Source organism: Pseudomonas fakonensis (assembly GCF_019139895.1).
Classification (GTDB): Bacteria; Pseudomonadota; Gammaproteobacteria; order Pseudomonadales; family Pseudomonadaceae; genus Aquipseudomonas; species Aquipseudomonas fakonensis.
On record NZ_CP077076.1, the window covers coordinates 1570191 to 1594043 of the forward strand.

The 23853-nt window shown below is 59.7% G+C and carries 21 protein-coding genes; 18 read left to right on the plus strand and 3 right to left on the minus strand.

Annotated elements, in window-relative coordinates; translation table 11 throughout:
- Positions 1–62: 62 nt before the first annotated feature.
- The gene (locus tag KSS94_RS07120; RefSeq protein ID WP_217842317.1) at positions 63–1475 is read left to right on the plus strand and encodes an MBL fold metallo-hydrolase; all 1413 of its coding nucleotides are present in this window, start codon (positions 63–65) and stop codon (positions 1473–1475) included.
- 198 nt (positions 1476–1673) lie between these two features.
- Here the strand turns inward: KSS94_RS07120 and KSS94_RS07125 are convergent, their stop codons facing one another.
- Complete coding sequence (locus tag KSS94_RS07125; RefSeq protein ID WP_217842318.1) at positions 1674–2234, minus strand: acyltransferase; 561 nt, start codon at positions 2232–2234, stop codon at positions 1674–1676.
- 379 nt (positions 2235–2613) lie between these two features.
- Between KSS94_RS07125 and KSS94_RS07130 the strand changes: the two genes are divergently transcribed.
- From KSS94_RS07130 to KSS94_RS07200, 15 genes are all read left to right on the plus strand, one after another.
- Entirely contained in the window at positions 2614–3642 is a 1029-nt protein-coding gene (locus KSS94_RS07130; RefSeq protein ID WP_217842319.1) for a Wzz/FepE/Etk N-terminal domain-containing protein, read from the plus strand.
- 505 nt (positions 3643–4147) lie between these two features.
- Entirely contained in the window at positions 4148–5281 is a 1134-nt protein-coding gene (gene rffA / locus KSS94_RS07135) for a dTDP-4-amino-4,6-dideoxygalactose transaminase (RefSeq protein ID WP_217842320.1), read from the plus strand.
- On the plus strand, positions 5278–6552 hold the full coding sequence (locus KSS94_RS07140) for an O-antigen translocase (protein WP_217842321.1): 1275 nt from the start codon (positions 5278–5280) through the stop codon (positions 6550–6552). Before rffA ends, KSS94_RS07140 begins: the two co-directional genes overlap by 4 nt.
- Positions 6553–7833 (plus strand): glycosyltransferase, encoded by a 1281-nt coding sequence (locus tag KSS94_RS07145; RefSeq protein WP_217842322.1) that lies wholly within the window; start codon positions 6553–6555, stop codon positions 7831–7833. It begins immediately after the preceding gene.
- 7 nt (positions 7834–7840) lie between these two features.
- The gene (locus tag KSS94_RS07150) at positions 7841–8794 is read left to right on the plus strand and encodes a hypothetical protein (protein WP_217842323.1); all 954 of its coding nucleotides are present in this window, start codon (positions 7841–7843) and stop codon (positions 8792–8794) included.
- Between the two features lie 300 nt (positions 8795–9094).
- Positions 9095–10129 (plus strand): polysaccharide biosynthesis protein, encoded by a 1035-nt coding sequence (locus tag KSS94_RS07155; RefSeq protein ID WP_217842324.1) that lies wholly within the window; start codon positions 9095–9097, stop codon positions 10127–10129.
- 3 nt (positions 10130–10132) lie between these two features.
- On the plus strand, positions 10133–11245 hold the full coding sequence (gene wbjC, locus KSS94_RS07160; RefSeq protein ID WP_217842325.1) for a UDP-2-acetamido-2,6-beta-L-arabino-hexul-4-ose reductase: 1113 nt from the start codon (positions 10133–10135) through the stop codon (positions 11243–11245).
- Between the two features lie 23 nt (positions 11246–11268).
- Positions 11269–12399: a non-hydrolyzing UDP-N-acetylglucosamine 2-epimerase gene (wecB, locus tag KSS94_RS07165; RefSeq protein ID WP_217842326.1), complete on the plus strand. Its 1131-nt coding sequence runs from the start codon at positions 11269–11271 to the stop codon at positions 12397–12399.
- A gap of 6 nt (positions 12400–12405) precedes the next feature.
- Positions 12406–13626 carry a glycosyltransferase family 4 protein gene (locus KSS94_RS07170; RefSeq protein WP_217842327.1) on the plus strand — a complete coding sequence of 407 codons (1221 nt, stop codon included), beginning with the start codon at positions 12406–12408 and terminating at the stop codon, positions 13624–13626.
- A 106-nt stretch (positions 13627–13732) separates the two neighbouring features.
- On the plus strand, positions 13733–14266 hold the full coding sequence (locus KSS94_RS07175) for a sugar transferase (RefSeq protein ID WP_302471829.1): 534 nt from the start codon (positions 13733–13735) through the stop codon (positions 14264–14266).
- A 75-nt stretch (positions 14267–14341) separates the two neighbouring features.
- A complete protein-coding gene (locus tag KSS94_RS07180; RefSeq protein ID WP_217842329.1) occupies positions 14342–15520 on the plus strand; it encodes a DegT/DnrJ/EryC1/StrS family aminotransferase in 1179 nt (392 codons plus the stop codon).
- A gap of 61 nt (positions 15521–15581) precedes the next feature.
- Complete coding sequence (locus KSS94_RS07185; protein WP_217842330.1) at positions 15582–16250, plus strand: acetyltransferase; 669 nt, start codon at positions 15582–15584, stop codon at positions 16248–16250.
- Positions 16247–16675, plus strand: a complete 429-nt coding sequence (locus KSS94_RS07190) for a MaoC family dehydratase (protein WP_225935848.1) — start codon at positions 16247–16249, stop codon at positions 16673–16675. The genes KSS94_RS07185 and KSS94_RS07190 overlap by 4 nt, the downstream gene beginning before the upstream one ends.
- Before the next feature lie 176 nt (positions 16676–16851).
- Positions 16852–18873, plus strand: a complete 2022-nt coding sequence (locus tag KSS94_RS07195; protein ID WP_217842331.1) for a polysaccharide biosynthesis protein — start codon at positions 16852–16854, stop codon at positions 18871–18873.
- 291 nt (positions 18874–19164) lie between these two features.
- On the plus strand, positions 19165–19509 hold the full coding sequence (locus KSS94_RS07200) for a ComEA family DNA-binding protein (protein WP_217842332.1): 345 nt from the start codon (positions 19165–19167) through the stop codon (positions 19507–19509).
- Between the two features lie 49 nt (positions 19510–19558).
- On the opposite strand, the gene KSS94_RS07205 is transcribed toward KSS94_RS07200, so the two are convergent.
- Positions 19559–19726 carry a DUF2897 family protein gene (locus KSS94_RS07205; protein WP_217842333.1) on the minus strand — a complete coding sequence of 56 codons (168 nt, stop codon included), beginning with the start codon at positions 19724–19726 and terminating at the stop codon, positions 19559–19561.
- A gap of 184 nt (positions 19727–19910) precedes the next feature.
- On the opposite strand from KSS94_RS07205, the gene pyrF reads away from it, so the two are divergent.
- On the plus strand, positions 19911–20612 hold the full coding sequence (pyrF, locus tag KSS94_RS07210; RefSeq protein ID WP_217842334.1) for an orotidine-5'-phosphate decarboxylase: 702 nt from the start codon (positions 19911–19913) through the stop codon (positions 20610–20612).
- 87 nt (positions 20613–20699) lie between these two features.
- Here the strand turns inward: pyrF and KSS94_RS07215 are convergent, their stop codons facing one another.
- Entirely contained in the window at positions 20700–21701 is a 1002-nt protein-coding gene (locus tag KSS94_RS07215) for an NADP-dependent oxidoreductase (RefSeq protein ID WP_217842335.1), read from the minus strand.
- 179 nt (positions 21702–21880) lie between these two features.
- Here KSS94_RS07215 and KSS94_RS07220 point away from each other — a divergent pair, with 179 nt between their 5' ends.
- Positions 21881–22642 carry an SDR family oxidoreductase gene (locus tag KSS94_RS07220; protein ID WP_217842336.1) on the plus strand — a complete coding sequence of 254 codons (762 nt, stop codon included), beginning with the start codon at positions 21881–21883 and terminating at the stop codon, positions 22640–22642.
- Positions 22643–23853: the final 1211 nt, after the last annotated feature.

Consider the following 23853-nt stretch of genomic DNA (forward strand, 5'->3'; position numbering starts at 1 on the left):
GCAGGCGCAAGGAGTGACTTAATGGTGCACTTCTTCCCCTGGCTGCAAAGGACTCTGCACATATGGCACGTATCACCCATCATGGTGGCACTCGTGGTGTCACCGGCTCCTGCCATCAGCTTCACCTCGACGCGCACACCAGCCTGCTGATCGATTGCGGGCTCGAACAGGGCGCAGATGCGCAAGGCGCGCCCGTAGGCAGGCTCGGTTTTGACATTGCCGGCATCCAGGCGCTGGTCGTCACCCATGTCCACCTCGATCATGTTGGCCGCATCCCGGCGCTGTTCGCTGCCGGCTTTCGCGGCCCGATCTACTGCAGCGAGCCTTCGGCACAACTGCTGCCGCTGGTGCTCGAAGATGCCTACAAGCTTGAGATCAGTCGCGAGCCCGCCCATGTCGCCAGGTACCTGGCGTTCTTGCACGAACGTATCGTGCCGCTGGTGTTCGAGCAATGGCAGGTGCTGGTCGAGCAGCCCGATCTACGCTGCGCGATACGTCTGCAGCGGGCTGGCCACTTGCTTGGGTCGGCTTATGTCGAATGTGAGCTCACCCAAGGTGGTGTCACCACCCGCGTGGTGTTTTCAGGCGACCTGGGGGCGCCGGGCAACCCGCTGCTGCGCCCGCTGCAGCCACCGGAGCGGGCCGACCTGCTGGTGCTCGAAAGCACCTATGGCGACCGCCTGCACCCAGCCCCTGGTGAGCGGCGCGCTCGCCTCGAGATGGCAATCGACAGAGCCCTGGCCGACGAGGGGACGATCCTGATTCCTGCCTTCAGCCTCGGGCGCACCCAGGAGCTGCTCTATGAGCTCGAGGATATCTTTCATCATAAATCGTTGTTGAACGAGCCGGCGGAGCGGGCGCAGGGTAGTTTTCGCGAGTGGTCGCGGCTGCCGGTGATCCTGGATTCGCCCTTGGCGCGGCGCATCACCGGCGTCTATCGGCAGCTGCATCAGTTCTGGCGTGCCGAGGCCAATACCCGGGTGCTGCAGGGCCGCGAGCCGCTGGGCTTTCGTCAGTTGATCACCATCGGCAGCCATGAGCAGCACCAGCAGGTGGTGAACCATCTCAAGAGCACCGGTCGCCCAGCCATCGTCATTGCCGGCAACGGCATGTGCTCCGGTGGGCGCATCGTCAATTACCTCAAGGCCATGCTGGGCGACTCGCGGCATGAGGTGATGTTCGTCGGCTACCAGGCCAGGGGTACGCCGGGGGCGGTGATACAGGCCAGTGCGGGGGCTGAGGGCTTTGTGCAGATCGACCTGGATGGGCAGATGTACGAGATACGCGCCAAGGTGATGACCTTGGGCGGGTTTTCGGGGCATGCGGATCAGGCGGGGTTGGTGGCGTTCGCCGGAATGATGGGGCATGCGGCGCGGCGCGTGGTGCTGGTGCATGGAGGAGAGGGGGCGAAGCTGCAGCTCAAGCGTGCGCTGGAGGGGCGTTATATCGGGATGGAGGTGAGAGTCGCAAGCTAGCGTGGTGTTGCAGAGATACCACTGAAAATCATCAATCGCTAAGGATTGTTCTCAGGGACTGATCGATGTCTCCAGATCCTTGACGCTGAGATGTGGGTGTCCATTGAGTAAAAGCCTGGTCTGCGCCGGAGTTCAGGGTTTGGTCAGCGTGTGTTGTTGCTGCGGTGTGGTAAGCGCCGGGCTGCCGGCGCAGCATCTTCAGCGTTCCGAAGCGAGATAGGATGCCTCGAGCTCAAGCAATTTCTTGCTTCTGTTCTTGAGGCGTTTGGCCGGGATTCCAAAGTAAACACCCCAGGGCTCTGTTGATTTGGTGACCATGGACATTGCACCTACAGAGCATCCTTCCGCAAGATTCACGCCGGGTAGCACCAGGGAGGAAGTGCCGATAATCACGTGTCGTCCTATATTTATCGCGGCCTTTTTCTCGTTTTTATAGGCAGCGGGAACGGTAGGATTGGTCAGTGTCTTCCCCGAGTAGTCGTCAGACTGTGTGAAAATTTGACAGCCGTATGCCAAGCCGGAGAAGTCTTCCATTGTCACGCCTGCTTCGCCACCGGCTACGTTGCTGAAAACAGCAATGTGCACGTTCCGCCCCAGGGTCACAGTGCCGGAGATTACGCAGAAATCATCGATGCGAGTGTTGTCACCAATTGAAATTCTGTCGCAGTTGTAGATCGCTGCCTTATCACTGATCTTGACGTTATTTCCGATGCTTTTGAAGCCCATTTCGCGTAATTGCGTGTCTGTTAGAAATGCCATTCGCATCCATCCTGGTGGTCTTGGTGGCTTGGTAAAATGCCGGTTCCGCAGTTTACAATCGAATACGCTTCGACCCTATAGGCGCCGACAGCGATGGCCCGGCAAGCGGCATCGATCAACGCTGAACCCATTCTGCGCCAGTCGTCATCCCGTGCGCAGTGATGGCGCCGGTTGGGTGGCAAGTGACAGCGTTGATCGGCCTTCCAGGGTGTCCCCAAAATGCACAGCTTGTTTCTGAGTCGGAGCAAGTGGTCGCCTATCAGCCTGTAATCTTACTTCCGGCGTGTAGGCTGGTCTCGTCTACGGCGGTTGGGTGAATGCAGGGTTAAAATGAGGGGCTGTGCGTCAAGCTCGCAGGCATGTTGGTAAATGGTGCAGGGTGAGCTTTCTCATCCTTTGGATTCAGGGGCGGTCAGTCAAAGTGCGAAGTGAACAGGGCCACGACAGCGAGGCAGAGGTTGATGTATCTGCCCTGATTAGCAGGTTGTGGCGTCAGTGGTTTTTGATTGCTGTTACTACGTTAGCCGCGGTCATTGGCGCGACGGTCTATGTTTGTCTGGCTGGGCCGGTCTATGACGCTCGAATTTATGTGCGCGCACCGGTGAGTACGGGCGAGATGACCGGGTATGGCAGGGGCAGAGGGTCGGGTTTGGAGCCGTTAGGTGCTACCCGAGGGTACTCTATATATTTGTCGCACTTGCAATCCGATGGGTTGCGCAGAGAGTTTTATGAGAGGTTCTACTTGCCATCCGCGTCGGATGACGATGCTCGAGGGGGTGAGGAAAGACGCTACAAGGAATTTAAAGCAGCGCTAATGGTGGGGGCTGTGAGTAATGAGAAAATACTCATGTTTTCAGTCAGGGCTTTGACGGGGAATCCGGATCAGGCTGCTGATTGGGTAGTTCGTTATGCTGAGTTAGCAGGGCAGAGAACGAAAGAATACATTACAAAAAGTCTTAAAGCGGATATTTTATTTAAAATTCGCGTGTTGGAACAAGAGTTCTCTCCCTCACAGGTTGGTATGCGGGGGAGCGTATTCGCTTGGGGGGCGTCTGCGCCGATACCGATGGATGTATCTCGCCATCTGCCGGTAAAAGGGGTTGGTGAATTTATGGCTGTGCATGGGGGGAAGGCTATCAACACGCAGAGACTTTTTGGCAGCCCGCTGGTACTGACCCTCCAGCAGCGGCAGGAAAATTTACTGTTTTACAGGGGGCTCAAAATTAATGATGGGCTTCTGAAAGTTTATCAAGTTGAGGGTGCAACTGAATTGTCTGATGGCGCGGTCAGGCCAAGAAAGGCTATGGTCATTGCCGCAGGTTTTTTGTTGGGTCTTTTATCGGGGTGTGGATTGGCTTGTGTGCGTGATCAAGGGGTGCGTACCCGACGTGCGAAAAGACTTATATGAACGGTTGGCGGTGCGATTGATGCTTGAGTGTAAGGGTTTCGGGGGGCGCCCTCTGGAGGCCGGTTGTTGTCGCTGGACTGCGGAGCGCCGCAGGGGCTCTGAAGAGGATGTGCGGGGTAGTCCGCCATCGTGGGCAATAGGGTGAATGCTTGAACCCGTTTTGGGCAGCCAGCAACCTTGCTCGGCGTCTGGGGTTCAAGCCCCCCATGATCGAGTGTTCGGAAGGTGGCTGACAGGGGGGCGCAGATGGCCGGCCCAGGTCGTCTGATGTGACCTTCGGGGGCGGGTTGTCGCTCCGGCAGTGCTGATGGATTAAAGAAAGGTGTCACCTCCACGACACCTCGGTTACCATTCGAACAGGGTTAAGCCGGCGGTGCTGCAAGCGGGTCTTGACGTGCTGGATTTTTGTGGATTGGCAAGGTGGCGGCGATGTGTGGCATTGATCGATAAGCACGCCCTTGAAAATGCAGAAGCTTGAATAATCAATATTTAAATGAGCAAGATAATGATTCCGTTTAATAAGCCGCCTTACACGGGTGATGAGGATCGGCATGTTCTGAGCGCGATGCGTGCCGGTAAAATGTCGGGTGATGGTGACTACACGCGCCGCTGCAGTGAATGGTTCGAGCAGAAATTAAATTGCCCCAAGGTTTTGTTGACGCCTTCGTGCACCCAGGCGCTGGAAATGGCTGCCTTGCTCATAGATATTCAGCCGGGTGATGAAGTCATCATGCCGAGCTACACCTTTGTGAGCACTGCGAATGCCTTTGTGTTGCGCGGTGCGAAAATAGTGTTCGTTGATATTCGTCCGGACACGATGAATATTGATGAGCGTTTGATCGAGGCTGCAATCACGGCGCGCACCAAGGCTGTTGTTCCTGTACATTATGCCGGCGTTGCTTGTGAGATGGATGTGATAATGGCGTTGGCATCCAAGTATAACTTGTATGTCATTGAAGACGCTGCTCAAGGGATGATGTCGAGTTATAAGGGGCGGCCGTTAGGCACCATAGGGCATTTTGGCGCGTATAGTTTCCATGATACTAAAAATTATACCAGTGGCGGCGAGGGTGGGCTGCTGCTGATTAATGATGACGCGTTTGTAGTGCGCGCTGAAATTGTTAGAGAGAAAGGTACCAATCGCAGCCAGTTTTGGCGTGGTATGGTTGATAAATATACTTGGGTTGACGTGGGGAGCAGCTACCTGCCTTCTGAGTTGCAGGCGGCCTATTTGTTCTCTCAGCTCGAAAATGCGGATAAAATCAACGCTGACCGGCTGCGTCGGTGGGGGCTCTATTACGATGCGTTGGCAGGTTTGTCTGACCAAGGCGTAGTGTGCCCGGTTGTGCCTGAGGGGTGCGCCCACAATGCACACATGTTCTACCTGAAGTTAGCGGATTTGAATGTGCGCAGTGCCTTCATTGAGTCGATGAAGGCGGAGGGCGTCTGGACAGTCTTCCATTATGTTCCACTTCATACCTCGTCGTTTGGAAAAAGTGCTAGCCGCTTCCAGGGCGAGGATCTGTATACGACGCGTGAAAGCGAGCGCTTGGTCCGTTTGCCGATTTGGTATGGGATGACGGATGATGAGCAGGCCAAGATTATTTCGGCCGTGAAGAAAACTCTGGCGGCCATGTGAAGCCTCTGGGGGGACTTCAAAGCGCTGCTCTCACCGCGCTTGCTCACCTGTCAAGAATCGCAGTCGGATTTTTGCTGATTAAAGTCGTTGCGCAAAGCCTGGGCCCGGAAGGGCTCGGGGCATTGGGTAACTTTATGAGTCTGGCAACCCTGGTGTACATGGTTGCCGGCGGGGGTATTACTAACGGGGTGATAAAACTCACCTCTGAGTACAATGCTCAGGCTCATCGGCTGATCAGAATGCTGTCGACGGCTTTCAGCTATTCGCTGGTGTGCTGTTTGGTGATTGGCGCGGGCGGGGTGTTTTTTAGCGAGCCATTGGCGAAGTTTGTATTTGCTGACGGTGACAAGTGGTGGTTGGTCGTTGTTTTGGCGCTAGCGCAGTTTTGCTACGCCTACGTTAATATCGTGGTGGGCGTAGGCAATGGCCTGTTGCATACGTATGTCTACTCGAGTATCCAGATTGTCGGTAGTTTGCTAGCGGCACTCTTTACCGTCTGGCTGGTTCGCGGGTACGGCTTCAATGGTGCGTCCTTGGCGGTGGTGGCTATCTATTTGATGCCGGTTTTCCCTGCGCTGTATTTCCATTTAAAGTCCAATATCGCGCGTCGAATAAAATGGGTCAGGTTGACGTCGAGTGAAATTCGCAGGCTTGCCAAGTTCAGCGGAATGGTGCTCGTGAGCGCTGCGAGTTTTCCTGTGGTTGAAGTGGTGGTCAGGAGTGCCTTGATCAGTGCGTCCGGCTATGAGCAGGCAGGTTTATGGCAGGGCCTGGTCAAGCTGTCGTCCGCCTACCTGGGGTTCTTTACTGTTTTCCTGTCTTACTATTTCATGCCGTTGGTCTCTCGAGAGCATAATAAATACGTCATTGGAAAGCTGACGGCCTGGATGCTCTTGGTGGTCATGCTGCTGTTTGTTTTCGGGGCGCTCGTTCTTTATGGTTGGCGTGACTTTTTTATACCGCTTCTGCTGTCTCCCGACTTTTCCGCCGCGACGAATTATTTGGGTTATCAAGTCGTGGGTGACGGCTTCAGGGTCGCCGCGTACGTGCTGGGCTTCGTCGCGGTTGCCAAGGCCTCCCTGCGCTTGTATGTGGCGGCCGAAATTTTACAAAACGGGCTATTTGTCTCCATGGTCTATGGGATGGGGCGCAAGGGCGCTGATGTCTCTGTGGTGACCCAGGCCTATGCATGGACCTATGTCCTGTATTTTTGCGTGGCGGTTGTCGTATTTGCTGTCTATTTGCGGCGCCAGCGTTCTGAGGAGAGGTGAATGCTGTTTCTGGCTAATGTCCTGGAGCTGAATGGTGGGACGACATTCATCTTGAGAGTGGCGCGGGAGTATGCGGCCAAGGGGCGGCGTATTGGCGTATTGGTGATGTTTGATATCGTCAATGGCCAACTGGAAGCGGAACTGCTCAAGTACGCCGATGTTTACCGCTTGCGCGACCATGCCGCTTGGGGGACCCGCAGCTTGTTTCGCTCGCAGCTCGGAGCGTTCATGCCGCTGAATAAGACAGGCCTCGATGAGCTGGTCTGCCGTCATGGTGGTCATGTTCATGTAATGGGGGTATTCGGGGTTCTCCTGCTCAGGCGTATGGCGGGCATGGGGGTGGCGCTGAAAGGGGTGAGTTTTGGTATCTATCATCAGAACGAAATCATGTATCAGTCCGTGCCCGCTTACTTCTCCGATTGTGCACAATCTCTATTTTCTGCGTTGCCTGCCCCGTCGGTGGTTTTTTTCAACGAGCATACCCAGCGGTCGCACGAGTCGTTTTTTGGGCGCGACTATGGGGGGGCGTCGGTTTTACCGATCGGTGTCGCATTGCCCGCATGGGGGGGCAGGTCTGTCGGTGACAGTGGTTCGCTGAGGCTTGTATCAATAGGGCAGTTGCATCCGTTCAAGGCTTATAATGCTCATGTCATTAGCATGCTCAATGAACTGCGCGAGTCGCGGCCGGGCCTGGTGTATGAAATTTATGGGGCGGGCGTCAACGAGGCTGCACTTCGTGCGCTGACTAAACACCACAAGGTCGAAGATTTTGTCCACTTCAAGGGCGTCATTGGGTATGAAGAAATCCCCGCGGTGCTGGCTGGCAGTTTCGCGTTCATTGGAAGTGGCACATCGATCATAGAATCGTCGGCATTGGGTGTTCCTTCGATTGTCGGGATTGAGTCCATCAAGGCGCCTTTGACGTACGGTTTTCTCTCTGAAATCGAGGGGTATTCATACAATGAGGCGGACGGTACTCAGCCGCTGAGCGCCATTAAAGACAAGTTGCTTTACCTCAACGATCCTTCAGTATGGGAGTCTGAGGCGCAGGCCTGTCGGCGCAAAGCCGAATCGTTCTCTATCGAGCATACTGTCGAGGGCTTGGAGCAGTTGGCGACGCAGTCGGATGCGTTACGTAGTTTCCGGGCGACCGAGTATCGCAACGGCAGGGCGTTGTTATCGTTCTTGTGGTGGGCACTCAAGGAGCGACTGGGTGGTCCTACTACATTCTCCATGAGGCGAGAGCAGGGTAGCGTTAAGCGACCGGCGAGGAAGTGGTGAAGGGGTGATGAGGGTTTCGCAGCACACACTCGTCGCCGCTTTTTGGGCTCTGCTGCTTGCCGGCCTGGGACTTGTCTTGATGCCTTATGCAGTGGTGGGGGATCAGCAGCACTACGCAGCGTTTTACAACTACCTGGCTGGATTGCCCATTGCTGATGGCCTGGCATTTTACAAGATAAAGCTTGGCAGTAGTGAGCCTGGGTATTTTTTCTTGGTTTACCTGGTGTGCGACTGGTTACCCAGGGAGCTGTTCGTAACGATACTGAATGCGTTCTTGTATTATAATTGTTTTTTGTGGTTGTCTCGCAGGCAGGTCGCCTGGATTTTGTACCCCTTGTTAGCTTGCAACTTCTACCTGCTAGTGCTGAGTTTCTCGGCCGAGCGGTTGAAGTTGGCAATTGTCATCCTGCTCATGGCCTACTCGCTGCGTGGCGTATTGAGGTATGTCCTACTGGCTTTCTCACTCATGAGCCATGTTCAGGTTGTCATGTTGTTAGTAGCCGCGCAGGCTGAGCGGATGGCTCGTGCGGCCGGGGAGGCGTTGCGCGGGCGAATGGGGGGCGAGTGGATCTCGCTGTGCCTTGTATTGCTGGGTGGGGCCTTGCTGCTGTTTTTAATGCGCGACCATGTGCTTTCCAAACTGGCTGCCTACTCCGGCGTTTGGGGCGGCGCAGATTCGCTTATCAAGCCCCTCATCTTCATGGCCCTGGCTGTTTATTATTCGAGGCAGAAATGGGGTGAAGCGCTATTGGCATCGCTGCCACTGGTAGTTGCCTCTTATTTTGTAGGCTCGGAACGAGTCACAATATTCTCTTATTTCGTCTTCATGTACTATGCCGCCCCTTATCGTAACGGGCTTAATCTGGGTGTGATCGCGACGTCTGTTTTCTTTGCCTATGGCGGCATCGGGTTCTTATCGCGCATGATCATGTTTGGCGACGGTTTCGCCGGTGGCTATTGAAGGCTGAATGCCGGGGAGCCGGGGTTGGGCGGTGTTTCATTTGCTAAGGTCTTGGTTGCGGCCGGCAATGGTATCGCCGCGCCCAAAATGCTATCTTTGCAGCCCGCTCCCTGGCGCGGTCGGCGTTCGTCATCAAGGCTGGGTTGCCGGGGGCGAGCGGGCTTGCGCTGTCACGGTGGCGCGGGGCCGCAGGGGCTGACGGCTCTACAGGTCCGCGTAGTGTGCCGGTCGCAGGTCAAGCCGGTCATCGGTGCCGGGATGATTTGCTGAAGGCACAATCCATCATGTTCAGGAAGTCATATGTTTAGCGGCAAAACCCTTCTTATTTCTGGCGGCACGGGTTCATTTGGCAACGCCGTGCTCAAGCGTTTTCTCGATACTGATATCGGTGAAATCCGGATCTTCAGCCGGGATGAGAAAAAGCAAGATGACATGCGCAAACGTTACGCCAATGGCAAATTGAAGTTTTATATTGGTGATGTGCGTGACTATCAGGCCATTCTGAATGCGACACGCGGTGTCGACTATATCTTTCATGCTGCGGCCCTCAAGCAAGTGCCGTCGTGCGAGTTTCACCCGATGGAGGCGGTCAAGACCAACGTCATCGGCACCGAGAACCTGCTCGAGGCAGCCATCCAGAACGGTGTACGCAGGGTCGTTTGCCTGAGCACCGACAAGGCGGTCTATCCGATCAACGCCATGGGCATCTCCAAGGCCATGATGGAGAAGGTCATGGTGGCCAAGTCGCGAAATGTCGACAGCGAGCGCACGGTGATCTGCGGTACCCGCTACGGGAATGTGATGGCTTCGCGGGGCTCGGTCATTCCGTTGTTCGTCGACCAGGTCCGCGCCGGGCTGCCGCTGACGCTGACTGACCCGAACATGACCCGTTTCATGATGACCCTGGCCGATGCTGTCGACCTGGTGCTGTTCGCCTTCGAAAATGGCGAGAACGGCGACCTGTTCGTGCAGAAGGCACCTGCCGCCACTGTGCAGACTTTGGCCGAGGCGCTAACCGGCCTGATGGGCAAGCCTGAGCACCCGATCCAGGTCATCGGCACGCGTCATGGTGAGAAGCTTTTCGAGGCCCTACTCAGCCGTGAAGAAATGGCCTGTGCGCAAGATATGGGCGCTTACTACCGCGTCCCACCAGACCTGCGCGACCTCAATTACGCCAAGTTCGTCGAACAAGGCGAAGAGAAAATCTCCCGCACCGAAGACTACAACTCCCACAACACCGAGCGCCTGGATGTCGAGGGCATGCAGAAGCTGCTGCTCAAGCTCCAGTTCATGCAGGCGATCCAGCGTGGCGAGCACGTTGTTCCGGAGGAGTGAGTGATGAACGTCCTGATTACGGGCGCCGATGGTTTCATCGGCAAGAACCTGCTGGTGCACCTGCGCGAGCTGCAGGATGTCGCCGTCGACACGTTCACCCGTGACGATGATGTGGCCACGCTGCCTGCCAAGGTTGCCGGCGCCGATTTCATCTTCCACCTGGCCGGCATCAACCGCCCGCAGGATCCGCAGGAATTCACCTCCGGCAACGTCGACCTGACCCGGGCGCTGGCCGATGCCGTGCGCGCGGCGGGGCGACCTGTGCCGCTGCTGTACACCTCATCGATTCAGGCCAGCCTGGATAACGTCTACGGTGTCAGCAAGCGCGGCGCCGAGGCGGTGCTGCAGGACCTGCAGGCGAGCAGCGGGTCGCCGGTCTATCTGCTGCGTCTGCCCAATGTGTTCGGCAAGTGGGCGCGCCCCAACTACAACTCGGCGGTCGCCACCTTCTGTCACAACATCGCCCGGGACCTGCCGATCCAGATCAACGATGCGCAAGCCCGCGTCAGCCTGGTGTACATCGATGATGTGGTGCGCAGCTTTTTGCAGGTGATGCGCGGTGAGCACGCCGGTAGCACCTTCGTCGAGGTACAGCCGCAGTACAACGCCAGTGTCGGCGAGATCGCCGGGCATCTGCAGGCGTTTCGCGACAGCCGCAAGACCCTCGTGACCGAGCCGGTGGGCAGCGGTTTCATCCGGGCCCTGTACTCGACCTACGTGAGCTACCTGCCGCAGGACCGCTTCACCTACGAAGTGCCCAAGTACGGCGATGAGCGCGGTGTGTTCGTTGAAATGCTCAAGACCGGCGACAGTGGCCAGTTTTCCTATTTCACCGCGCACCCGGGTGTCACCCGCGGTGGCCACTACCACCACACCAAGACCGAGAAATTCCTGGTGATCAAGGGCAAGGCGAATTTCCGCTTCCGCCATATGGTGACCGATGAATTTTACGAACTGCAGACTGCGGGTGACAAGCCGGTCATCGTCGAGACCGTCCCGGGCTGGACCCACGACATCACCAATATCGGCGATGAGGAAATGGTCGTCATGCTGTGGGCCAACGAGATCTTCGACCGCGAGCTGCCCGATACCTACGCCAGGCCACTGACTGCCTGAGTGCCCAGATCCAAGGAATTCCCATGAAAAAGTTGAAGGTTGTCACCGTCGTTGGCACGCGCCCGGAGATTATTCGCCTGTCGCGAGTGATGGCGGCCCTGGACCAGCACTGCGACCATGTGCTGGTTCATACCGGTCAGAACTATGACTACGAGCTGAACGAGATCTTTTTCCAGGACCTTGGTATCCGCAAGCCGGATCACTTCCTCAATGCCGCCGGTGCCACCGGCGCCGAAACCATCGGCAATGTGATCATCGCGGTGGACAAGGTGCTGGCCGAGGTCGAGCCCGAGGCGCTGCTGGTGCTGGGCGACACCAACAGCTGCATGGCGGTGATCCCTGCCAAGCGCCGCAAGATCCCCACCTTCCACATGGAAGCCGGCAACCGCTGCTTCGACATGCGCGTGCCAGAAGAAATCAACCGGCGCATCGTCGACCACACGGCCGACATCAACCTCACCTACAGCACCATCGCCCGTGACTACCTGCTGCGCGAAGGCCTGGCGCCGGACATGGTGGTCAAGACCGGCAGCCCGATGTTCGAGGTGCTCAACCACTACCGTCCTGCCATCGAGGCGTCCGATGTACTGCAACGCCTTGGCCTGGAGAAAGGGCAGTTCTTCGTGGTCAGTGCGCACCGCGAAGAGAACATCGAGGCCGACCGCAATTTCCTCAAGCTGGTAGAGGTGCTCAACACGGTGGCCGAGGTCCATGGCCTGCCGATCATCGTGTCGACCCATCCGCGTACGCAGAAGCGTGTCGACGCCTTGGGCGTGCAGTTCCACGCCAATGTGCGCCTGCTCAAGCCGCTGGGCTTCACCGACTACAACAAGCTGCAGCTCGAGTCCCGGGCGGTGCTGTCGGACAGCGGTACCATCAGCGAAGAGTCGTCGATCCTCAATTTCCCGGCGTTGAACCTGCGCGAGGCCCACGAGCGGCCTGAGGGGATGGAAGAGGCTGCGGTGATGATGACCGGTCTTGAAGTGGAGCGGGTCCTGCAGGGCCTGGCCCTGTTGCAGAGCCAGCCGCGTGGTGAAGCCCGTGGCTTGCGCCTGGTCGAGGACTACAGCATGCCCAACGTCTCCGACAAGGTCGTGCGCATCATCCACAGTTACCGTGACTACGTGATGCGTACCGTCTGGAGAAGGTACTGATCGTTCATGACTGTACGTGTTCTCCTGCTGACCCAGTGGTTCGACCCCGAACCGACTTTCAAAGGCCTGGTCTTCGCCCGTGAGCTGGTGGCCCGCGGCTTCGACGTGGAGGTGCTGACGGGTTTCCCCAACTACCCGGGCGGCAAACTCTACCCGGGCTTTCGTATGCGCCTGCTGCAGCGCGAAGTGATCGACGGCGTCAAGGTGACCCGGGTGCCGCTGTACCCCAGCCATGGGCAAAGTGGCTTGGGGCGCCTGCTGAATTACGCCAGCTTCGCCGCCAGCAGCCTGCTGTATGGGCTGTTCGGGGCGCGTCGGCCTGATGTCATCTACGCCTATCATCCGCCACTGACCGTCGGCATCAGCGCCGCGTTCATCCGCCTGTTGCGGCGAGTGCCGGTGGTGTACGACATTCAGGACATGTGGCCGGACACCTTGCGCGCCACCGGCATGTTCTCCAGCGAACGGGCACTGGCTGTGGTCAGCCGCGTCTGTGACTGGGTGTATCGCCGCGTGGACCAACTGGTGGTGCTGTCGCCCGGGTTCAAACGCCTGCTGATCGAGCGTGGCGTGCCAGAGCAGAAGATCGACGTGATCTACAACTGGTGCGCCGAAGACATGATCAGCGCGGCGGATGCCCCCGCACCTGCGGCCTTTCCGTCAGCCGAACGGTTTCGCGTACTGTTCGCCGGCAACATGGGCAAGGCCCAGGCACTGGATTCCCTGATCGATGCCGCCAGCCTGCTCGAGCAGGCGGGTGCCAAGGTCACCCTGGTGATGCTGGGGGGCGGTGTCGAAGCGCCGCGCCTGCGTGCGCTGGTGGAGCAGCGCGGGTTGAGCAACGTGGTGTTTCTGCCTGGGGTACCCATGGACCAGGTCGGGCCTTACCTGGCCAACGCCGATGCGCTGCTGGTGCACCTGAAGAACGACCCGCTGTTCAGCATCACCATTCCTTCGAAGACCCAGGCCTACATGGCGGCGGGGCGGCCCGTGCTGATGGCGGTCGAAGGCGATGCGGCAGCCCTGGTGCAGGACGCGGCGTGTGGTAGGGTCGCGCAGTGGGAAAACCCCCAATCCTTGGCCACTGCCATCCAGGCCTTGGCCGAGCTGGATGCCGACGAGCGTCAAGCGATGGGCGAACGGGGCAGGGCCTACTATCTTGAGCGCCTGTCGCTCGCCGTAGGCGTGGGGCGTTTCGGTGAACACTTCAAGCGCCTCGGCCAATGAAGACGCTGCCAGGCGCCATAACCAACCCGAGTCAGGATTATCAAAGTTGAAGCGATTGTTTGACGTAGTAGCCGCAAGCCTCGGCTTGTTGGCACTGTCGCCGGTGATGCTGGTCGTTGCGCTGCTCATCCGGCGTCGGCTGGGCTCGCCCGTGCTGTTTACCCAGGTACGGCCCGGGCTCGGCGGCAAGCCGTTCAAGATGGTCAAGTTCCGCACCATGCGCGATGCTGTCGATAGCCAGGGCAATGCACTGCCGGACGATCAGCGCATGACCCCGTTCGGCAGTTTCCTGCGTGCCACCAGCCTGGATGAGCTGCCCGAGCTGTGGAACGTCATCAAGGGTGAGATGAGCCTGGTGGGGCCGCGCCCCTTGCTGATGGAATACCTGCCACTGTATTCGGCAGAGCAGTATCGTCGGCACGAGGTTCGCCCAGGTGTTACCGGTTGGGCGCAAATCAACGGACGCAATGCCTTGAGCTGGGAAGACAAGTTCAAGCTGGATGTCTGGTATGTGGCCAACCGCAGTTTCTGGCTGGACCTGAAGATTATCTTCCTGACCTTGAAAAAGGTGGTCAGGCGGGACGGTATCAGTGCTGCCGGGGAAGCGACCATGAGCAAGTTTTCCGGCAACCGTCCCTGAACTGTTGACCTGCGCCCTTGTGCTCGTGGCTGAACGAGCCCAAGGGCCCATTGACCGATTGATGGAACCTCCACCATGTTGAATACAAAATTTGCTCCATGGCCGTCCTTCACCGAAGAAGAAGCCAACGCCGTGCGCGATGTGATTCTTTCCAACAAGGTCAACTACTGGACGGGCCAGGAGTGCCGGGAGTTCGAGAAAGAATTCGCGCAGTGGGCCCAGTGCCAATACGCCATCGCCCTGGCCAATGGCACCGTGGCACTGGACCTGGCACTGCGCGCCCTGGGCATCGGCGCCGGTGACGAGGTGATCGTCACCTCGCGCACCTTCCTCGCGTCGGTATCCTCCATCGTCAACGCCGGCGCGGTTCCCGTATTTGCCGATGTCGATGCCGACTCGCAGAACATCACCGCCCAGAGTATCCAGGCGGTACTGACCCCGCGTACCCGCGGGGTCATCTGCGTGCATCTGGCGGGCTGGCCCTGCGACATGGACCCGATCATGGCACTGGCCCGCGAGCATGGCCTCAAGGTCATCGAAGACTGTGCCCAGGCCCATGGCGCGCTGTACAAGGGCCGCCCGGTCGGCTCCATCGGCCATGTGGGGGCCTGGTCGTTCTGCCAGGACAAGATCATGACCACCGGCGGCGAGGGCGGCATGGTGACGACCAACGACAAGGGCCTGTGGTCAGCCATGTGGTCGTACAAGGACCATGGCAAGAGCTGGGAGGCGGTCTACGAGCGCGAGCACCCGCCGGGCTTTCGCTGGTTGCACGAAAGCTTTGGTACCAACTGGCGGATGCTCGAGGTTCAGGGGGTGATCGGCCGTCTGCAATTGCGCCGCATGGCAGATTGGCAGCGTTCGCGCAGCCAGAATGCCGCGCGGGTCTGGGCGACAGCACAGGCACTGCCGGGACTGCGTGTCCCAATGGTGCCGGGTGACATCCAGCATGCGGCCTACAAATGCTATGTCTTCGTCGAAGCGCAGCTGCTGGCTGAAGGCTGGGACCGCGATCGCATCGCCCAGGAGATCAACCAGGCCGGCGTACCTTGCTTCTCGGGGTCGTGCTCCGAGGTGTATCTGGAGAAGGCGTTCGACGGCACCGAGTGGCGGCCGCAGCAGCCGTTGCCGGTGGCCCACGAGTTGGGCGAGACCAGCCTGATGTTCCTGGTCCATCCAACCTTGAGCGCAGCTGAAATCGACCTCACCTGCCAGGTACTGGCGTCGGTGATGGCGCGCGCCGTGGCGCACTGAGCCCGGTAGAACTGAATCAGACAAGGCGCAGGCCCCGAGGCCTGTGCACGAGGGATGCAAGATGCACATTTACGCAATCGTCGGTGCGGGCGGGTTCGGCCGTGAGGTCATGCCGGTGGCCCGTGAAATGCTGGCGCAGCGCAGTACCGAACCTTATCGGCTCGTTTTCGTTGACGATGGCGACATCACGGGGCCAGTCAATGGCCATGACGTGTTGACCACCGAGGCGTTTTTCGCCCTGGATGCGTCGCAACGCTACTTCAATGTCGCGATTGGCAGTGGTGCAACGCGAGAGCTCGTGGCGCAGCGCATGATCGACAAGGGCGCCCAGCCATTCCAGATCCGTGCCCTGGCCCAAAGCGTGGTGCTCGACGGCAATCAGATCGGTGAAGGCGCAGTCCTGTGCCCGTTCACGACCATCACCTCAAATGCAAAGATCGGCCGTTTTTTCCAGTCGAACATCTATTCGTACGTTGCGCATGATTGCGAGATCGGCGATTTCGTCACCTTCGCCCCGGGTGTCAAATGCAACGGTAGCGTGCGTATCGAGGACCATGCCTACATCGGCACTGGTGCGGTGATCAAGCAGGGCACCCCGCAGCGGCCCATCGTCATTGGCAAAGGCGCCATCGTAGGCATGGGCGCAGTGGTCAACAAAAGCGTGGCGCCCGGCGAGACCGTGGTGGGTAACCCTGCCAAACCGTTGCGCAAGCTGGGGGCTGGCTCGTGAGTCACGAAATTGCCCTGGGCGCCATCCCGCTGGAAAAAATCACCGTGGGGATGTCGGTCGCCTATTCGCAGACCATCACCGATGCCGATATCAAGGCCTATGCGGGGCTTTCCGGCGATCACAACCCTGTGCATGTCGACCGCGAGTACGCCGAGCAATCCAGGTTCGGCAAACGCATTGCCCATGGGCTGATGTCGGCCGGATTCTTCTCGGCGTTGTTCGGTACACGGCTTCCCGGCCCTGGTTGTGTTTACGTGTCCCAGAGTTTGAACTTCCTGCGCCCGGTGTACATCGATGACACCGTGGTCGCCGAGGTTTGCGTGACTGCCGTTGACTTGCAGAAACGACGGGTATCGTTCGATACCCTGTGCAAGGTGAATGGCAAGAAAGTCATCACTGGCTGTGCGCAAATCTACATTCCTTGAAAGGGCAAGTGGGCGCCTGCGCAGCAATGCCTGGCCGTTTCAGGGACGGGGCGCAGAGGTTGATCGGCCATATACCGCAGCTTGCGCTGGCTGTGGCGTATAATCGGCGGCAAAAGGCAGTGCCCGTGTAAAGAAGCCGGTGAGTGCTTCACGCTTGAACAAGGAAATGATTGCAGATGGGAGCAAAGGTGTTCGATAGGGGTTGGGAAGGCGTGCGAGCATTTCTGCTAGGGTTGCCAAGGGCAAAAAAGCGCATGATCCAAGTGCTGGCCGACGTCATGCTCGTCTGGCTGGCCATGGGGCTGGCGTTTGTTGTCCGCCTGGGTGTCGAAGAGGCGTTCGGCTTGTTGAGTGACCACTTTTGGTTGTTCGTGTGTGCGCCGGTCGTTTCCATTCCCGTGTTCATCCGCATGGGGATGTACCGGGCCGTCATGCGCTACTTTGGCAACGATGCGCTGATCACCATCTTCAAGGCCGTTACCCTCTCTGCCCTGATTCTGGGGCTGATTGTTTATTGGTCGGCGAACCACCAGTACCTTGTCCCGCGTTCGATCATCTTCAACTACTGGTGGTGGAGCCTGGTGCTGGTCGGCGGGCTTCGTTTGGCCATGCGCCAGTATTTTCTGGGTGACTGGTTTGCTACCGCGCAACACATTCCTTTCGGCAATCGTGATGATGGCGCGCTAAGGGTCGCGGTCTATGGCGCGGGTGCAGCAGGCAATCAGTTGGTTGCGGCCTTGCGCATGGGCAAGGTCATGCGCCCGGTTGCCTTCATCGATGATGACAATGACATCTCCGACCGGGTGATCGCTGGCCTGCTGGTCTACAAACCCGAACAGATACAGAAGCTGATCGACGAAACGGGTGCCCAGGAGCTGCTGCTGGCCGTGCCTTCGGTCAGTCGGGCGCGACGCCGCGAAATCCTTGGCTTGCTCGAAGGCTATCCGTTGCATGTGCGCAGCGTGCCGGGGGTCATGGACCTGGCCAGTGGCCGGGTCAAGGTTGACGATCTGCAGGAGGTGGACATCGCCGACCTGCTAGGGCGTGACACGGTGCCGGCACAGGCCGACCTGCTGGAGCATTGCGTGAAGGGCAGGGTGGTGATGGTGACAGGCGCCGGGGGGTCCATCGGTTCCGAACTGTGCCGGCAGATCCTCGCATTGCAGCCCTCGACGCTGCTGTTGCTCGAGCATAGCGAGTTCAACCTGTACAGCATCCTCTGCGAGCTTGAAGTCACCACCTCTCGGGAATCGCTGACGACACGCATCCTGCCTATTCTCGGGTCGGTTCGAAACCCCGCGCAGTTGCTGGACGTGATGAACACATGGCGCGTCGAGACTGTTTACCATGCAGCCGCCTACAAGCATGTACCCATGGTGGAGCACAACGTTGCCGAGGGTGTGCTGAACAACGTCATGGGCACACTCAATACTGCCCAGGCAGCCTTGCAGGCCGGGGTTGCCAATTTTGTGCTGATCTCTACCGACAAGGCCGTGCGCCCCACCAATGTCATGGGCAGCACCAAGCGTTTGGCCGAGATGGTGCTGCAGGCCTTGAGCCGCGAGCCGGCTCCGGTGCTGTTCAATGATGCAAACCATGTGTCGCAGGTGAACCGGACCCGGTTCACCATGGTGCGATTCGGCAATGTGCTGGGCTCTTCGGGTTCGGTCATCCCGCTGTTCCATCAGCAGATCAAGGCAGGTGGCCCCTTGACCGTGACCCACCCGAAGATCACCCGCTATTTCATGACCATTCCAGAGGCTGCACAACTGGTCATCCAGGCGGGCTCCATGGGGCAGGGGGGGGACGTGTTCGTGCTGGACATGGGCGAACCGGTACGGATCGTCGAGCTGGCAGAAAAGATGATTCACCTGTCCGGGCTCAGCGTACGCTCCGACACCACTCCCCATGGTGATATCGCCATCGAGTTCACAGGCCTTCGGCCTGGCGAGAAGCTCTATGAGGAGTTGTTGATAGGTGACAATGTGGTATCAACACGCCATCCGATGATCATGAGCGCCCAAGAGGATTACCTTGGTTGGGAGCAACTGAAGGAGCATCTGGGAGTGTTGTTGAAGGCGATCGATCAAGACGACTACGTGTCGATCAGGCAGCAGTTGCGCAAGCTGGTTAGCGGCTATAGCCCCGACGGCGAAATCGTCGACTGGATTTACCAGCAGCGCCGACAGGACCCCTGATTCCGAAAAAGCCCGACCTTGCGTCTAATGCTGTTCACTTAGAATTGCCGGGGCGCCGTCCGGTCGAGATGGGCTGCGAAGCAGCCCCAACCCAGGCAACGCCTCTCTTAAGTGAACAGCATTACGACCTTGCGTCGGGTTTTTTTGTAGGCAGATTCCCTAAGCTCAACTCTTTGAATTATCTGGAAAAAGTTCACTTGGCGGATGTGTTTGCGCAGCCCGTCCGGTGTGGCTAGGGTTTGCCGGGCAACCACGAAGGTTGTCCCCTACCGACTCAAGGAGTGTCGAAACATGCGCAATTGCGTCCTGAGCTATCTCTTGCTTCCGCTACTGGGCCTGTCATTTTCCCTGCAGGCTGCGCCCGCCTCGTCGCCCTCGCTGCCAGCCGCCGAGGTTGTTGCCCCGCAAGTGGGCATGGCGAGCGAGCAGCCCCATGCAGCCCGGCTCGACCTGAATAGCGCCGATGCCACCACCCTGCAACGCGAACTCAACGGCATAGGCAAGGCCAAGGCCGAGGCCATCGTTGCCTATCGGGATGCCAATGGCCCGTTCACTTCGGTAGATGAACTGCTGGAAATCAAGGGTATCGGCAAAGCGCTGCTGGAGCGCAACCGCGACAAACTGATGGTCAACTAACGACGTTGAAGGGGGCGGTTCTCCCTGGCGGGAGGGCCACCCTTGAGCTTCAGCGGTCCTGTGCTTCCTTGGCATCCATTTCGGCATTGCGCTCATGGACTTTCTTCAACTGCTCCTCGGTAAGCGGCAACTTTTTCGCCGTATCGCGCAGCATCATCAGCCCGCCGACGATCGAGCCGAGGGCAACTAACAGTATCAACCAGGCATACCAGGGCATCGACATTCTCCTGCAAAGCGTATGGGGCGGCGCTTGTACAACATTCGAGGTTCGCGCGCCTGCGATGGTTCCATTATAGAAGTGCCCGGTGGCCGGGCCAATTCTCATGACCCGCGGGCCCCAAAGCCAGGCCCACTTCGTTTACAATGCGCGCCGTTCAAGACTTGCCAAGAGACCGCCGCCCATGCCCGCCTGCCAGACGCCCCTGATCGTCGCCCTGGATTTCCCTACCCGTGACGCCGCCCTGAAGCTGGCCGACCAGCTCGACCCCGCGCTGTGCCGGGTGAAAGTCGGCAAGGAGCTGTTCACCAGCAGTGCGTCCGGCATCGTCGAGACCCTGTGCGCCAAGGGCTTCGAGGTGTTTCTCGACCTGAAATTCCACGATATCCCCAACACCACCGCCATGGCGGTCAAGGCCGCAGCCGAGATGGGCGTGTGGATGGTCAACGTGCATTGCTCCGGCGGCCTGCGCATGATGTCCGCGTGCCGTGAAGAGCTGGCCAAGCGCAGCGGCCCGCAGCCGCTGCTGATCGGCGTGACCGTGCTGACCAGCATGGAACGCGAGGACCTGGCTGGCATCGGCCTGGATGTCGACCCGCAGGAACAGGTGTTGCGCCTGGCGGCGCTGGCGCAGAAGGCCGGCATGGACGGCCTGGTGTGCTCGGCCCTGGAAGCCCCGGCGCTGAAGGCTTCGCACCCGTCGTTGCAGCTTGTCACACCAGGCATTCGCCCGGCCGGCAGCGCCCAGGACGACCAGCGCCGCATTCTTACTCCGCGCCAGGCACTGGATGCCGGCTCCGACTACCTGGTGATCGGCCGCCCGATCAGCCAGGCGGCTGACCCGGCCCAGGCGCTGGCGGCGGTGGTGGCCGAGATTCGCGGTTAAGCGCTGATGGCCTCATCGCCGGCAAGCCGGCTCCTACAGTGAATGTGATCATCTGTAGGCGCCGGCTTGCCGGCGATGCAGGCTGCCTCAGACCTTCAGCACCAGCTTGCCGAAGTTCTCCCCGCTGAACAGCTTGAGCAGCGTTTCGGGGAAGGTCTCAAGCCCCTCCACCACATCTTCCTTGCTCTTCACCTCGCCACTGGCCAGCCAGCCGGCGATTTCCTGCGCGGCCTTGCCGTATTCCTTCACGTGGTCCATCACCACGAAGCCTTCCATGCGCGCGCGGTTTACCAGCAGCGACAGATAGTTGGCCGGGCCCTTGACCGCCTCCTTGTTGTTGTACTGGCTGATGGCGCCACAAATCACCACCCGCGCCTTGAAGTTCAGGCGCGACAGCACCGCGTCCAGAATATCGCCGCCAACGTTGTCGAAATACACATCGACGCCCTTGGGGCATTCGCGTTTCAGGCCCGCCTGTACATCCTCGGCCTTGTAGTCGATCACCCCGTCGAAGCCCAGTTCGTCCTTGAGGTACTGGCACTTCTGCGCGCCGCCGGCAATGCCGACCACATGGCAGCCTTTGAGCTTGGCAATCTGCCCGGCAATGCTGCCGACCGCGCCGGCAGCGCCGGAAATCACCACGGTTTCGCCGGCCTTGGGCTGGCCGACATCCAGCAGGGCGAAATAGGCGGTCATGCCGGTCATGCCCAGCGCCGACAGGTAGCGCGGCAGGGGCGCCAGGCGCGGGTCGATCTTGTGCAGGCCCTGGGGCTCGCCAGTGAAGTAGTCCTGCACGCCAAGGGCACCGCTGACATGCTCGCCTTTCTTGAAGCCGGGGTGCTTCGAGGCCACCACCTCGCCCACGCCGAGGGCGCGCATCACCTGGCCAAGGCCCACCGGTGGGATATACGACTTGCCTTCGTTCATCCAGCCGCGCATGGCCGGGTCCAGCGACAGGTAAAGGTTCTTCACCTGCACCTGGCCTTCAGCCGGCTCGGCAGCCGGCACCTGCTCGTAAGTGAAGTCGTCGCGGCGCACGGCGCCGACCGGGCGTTGACTAAGCAGGAAGCGGCGGTTGGAAGGGGGCATGGCGAATTCTCCTGAAACGAGGCATGGGGGGTTGATGATTGACCGCGCTGATGGGCCGCGTCACGCAAGATCACCGGCAACGATAGTAGTACAACTGCGCCCCTGATGATGCTGCCCAGGCCAGTGTGCCCCTGACTAGACTCATTTCCGACCCGATTTCTTCATTGCAGGAGCCCGTGATGAGCATGACTTTCTCCGGCCAGGTCGCCCTGGTCACCGGTGGTGCGGCCGGTATTGGCCGGGCGACAGCCCAGGCGTTCGCTGCCGAAGGCCTGAAGGTGGTGGTGGCTGACCGTGATGCGGCCGGTGGCGAAGCCACGGTGGCACAGATTCGCGAGGCCGGCGGTGAGGCGCTGTTCGTGGCCTGTGATGTCACCCGGGATAGCGATGTGCGCCAGCTCCACGAGCAAGCCATCCAGGCCTATGGTCGGCTGGACTACGCCTTCAACAACGCCGGCATCGAGATTGAAAAGGGCCGCCTGGCCGAAGGCAGCGAAGCCGAGTTCGACGCGATCATGGGCGTCAACGTCAAGGGTGTATGGCTTTGCATGAAGTACCAGCTGCCGCTGCTGCTGGCCCAGGGCGGCGGGGCGATCGTCAACACGGCCTCGGTGGCCGGCCTGTCGGCGGCCCCCAAGATGAGCATCTATGCCGCTTCCAAGCATGCGGTGATCGGCCTGACCAAGTCGGCGGCCATCGAGTATGCGAAGAAGGGCATCCGGGTCAATGCCGTATGCCCGGCGGTGATCGACACCGACATGTTCCGCCGTGCTTATGAAGCCGACCCGCGCAAGGCCGAGTTCGCAGCGGCGATGCACCCGGTGGGGCGTATCGGCAAGGTGGAGGAAATCGCCAGTGCGGTGCTGTATCTGTGCAGCGATGGCGCGGCGTTCACCACCGGCCATAGCCTGACCGTCGACGGTGGTGCGCTGGCGATCTGAGCCTGGCCATTGGTTGAGCGTTCTGTGGGAGCAAATGTCTTGTGCTGGTTGTGCCGGCCCTATCGCCGGCAAGCCGGCTCCTACAGGTTCAGTACAGCCCTGGGAGTTATGCGATCCCTTGTGTCGCCTACAGGCAGGCCCGGCAGGCCCTGGCGCACTTCCGGCACGCAGGGCGACCTCCATCGGCCTGAAAGCGACACGCTCATAGCCAAATGACACCATTCTGGCGCCAAGCCCTTGTGACAGGGACACAGGGGTTGTCACTCTGTTGATAAAGGTCGGGGGCCGCTTGGCGAGTCCCCGCGCAACGGGAGGATCGCTGATGGCAACGCGCAGACCGGGTGTTCTGGCCAACCTGGGCATGGCCCGCAAGCTCGGCCTGGGCTTTGCCCTGGTGCTGTTGCTGACCCTGGTGGTAGCCGCCCTCGGCGTCTACGCCCTGACCCACGTCGGCCAGCGTTTTGACGGCCTGCGCCAGATGGCCCAGTTCAACACCGACCTGCTGCGCCTGCGCCAGCACGAACAAGCCTTTGCCCTGCGCTCCGACATCAAGGAGGCCGACGCCCTGCGCACCGGCCTGCAAGCGCTGAGCGAGCGCGCCCGCAGCCTGCCGGCGCTGGCCGCTGCCGAGGGCGAGCTGGCCGCCTACGGCCAGGCTTTCGATCAGTTCGTCCAGGCGGTACAGGCCAAGGAGCTGGCGCTGGACATGGCCAGCTGGTCGGTCTCCAGCGTCGCCAACAACCTCGATGTGCTGCAGTCGGGCCTGGCCGACGACGGCGCCTACACCCTCAAGCAGTCCCAGGGCCAGCAGGGCAGCGAGTTTCTCGAGCAGTCCGCCCAGGTGGCGCAGGTGTCGCGGTTGATGCTGCAGGCCATGGACGAGGCCCGCGTGCGCCTGGAGCAGAGCCGCAAGGGCAGCGAGGAGGGGGGGCAGGGGCGCATCGCCCAGACCGTCGAGGCCGCAGGGCTGGTGGAGCAGCTCAAGGGCAGCATCGATGACGCCGGCTACCAGAGCGTGCTCGGCGAGGTAGCCGGGCACATTGCCAGCTTCTCCGACAAGCTCAACGAATACACCGACCTGCTCGGCCAGGAGCAGGGTATCAAGGCGCAGTTGCAGGCGCGTGCCGGGCAGGCCACTGCCCGGGTCGACCAGGCATACGCCGCCCAGGAGCAGGCCATGCAGGGCGAGCTTGCGCGCAATGCCGTGGCCA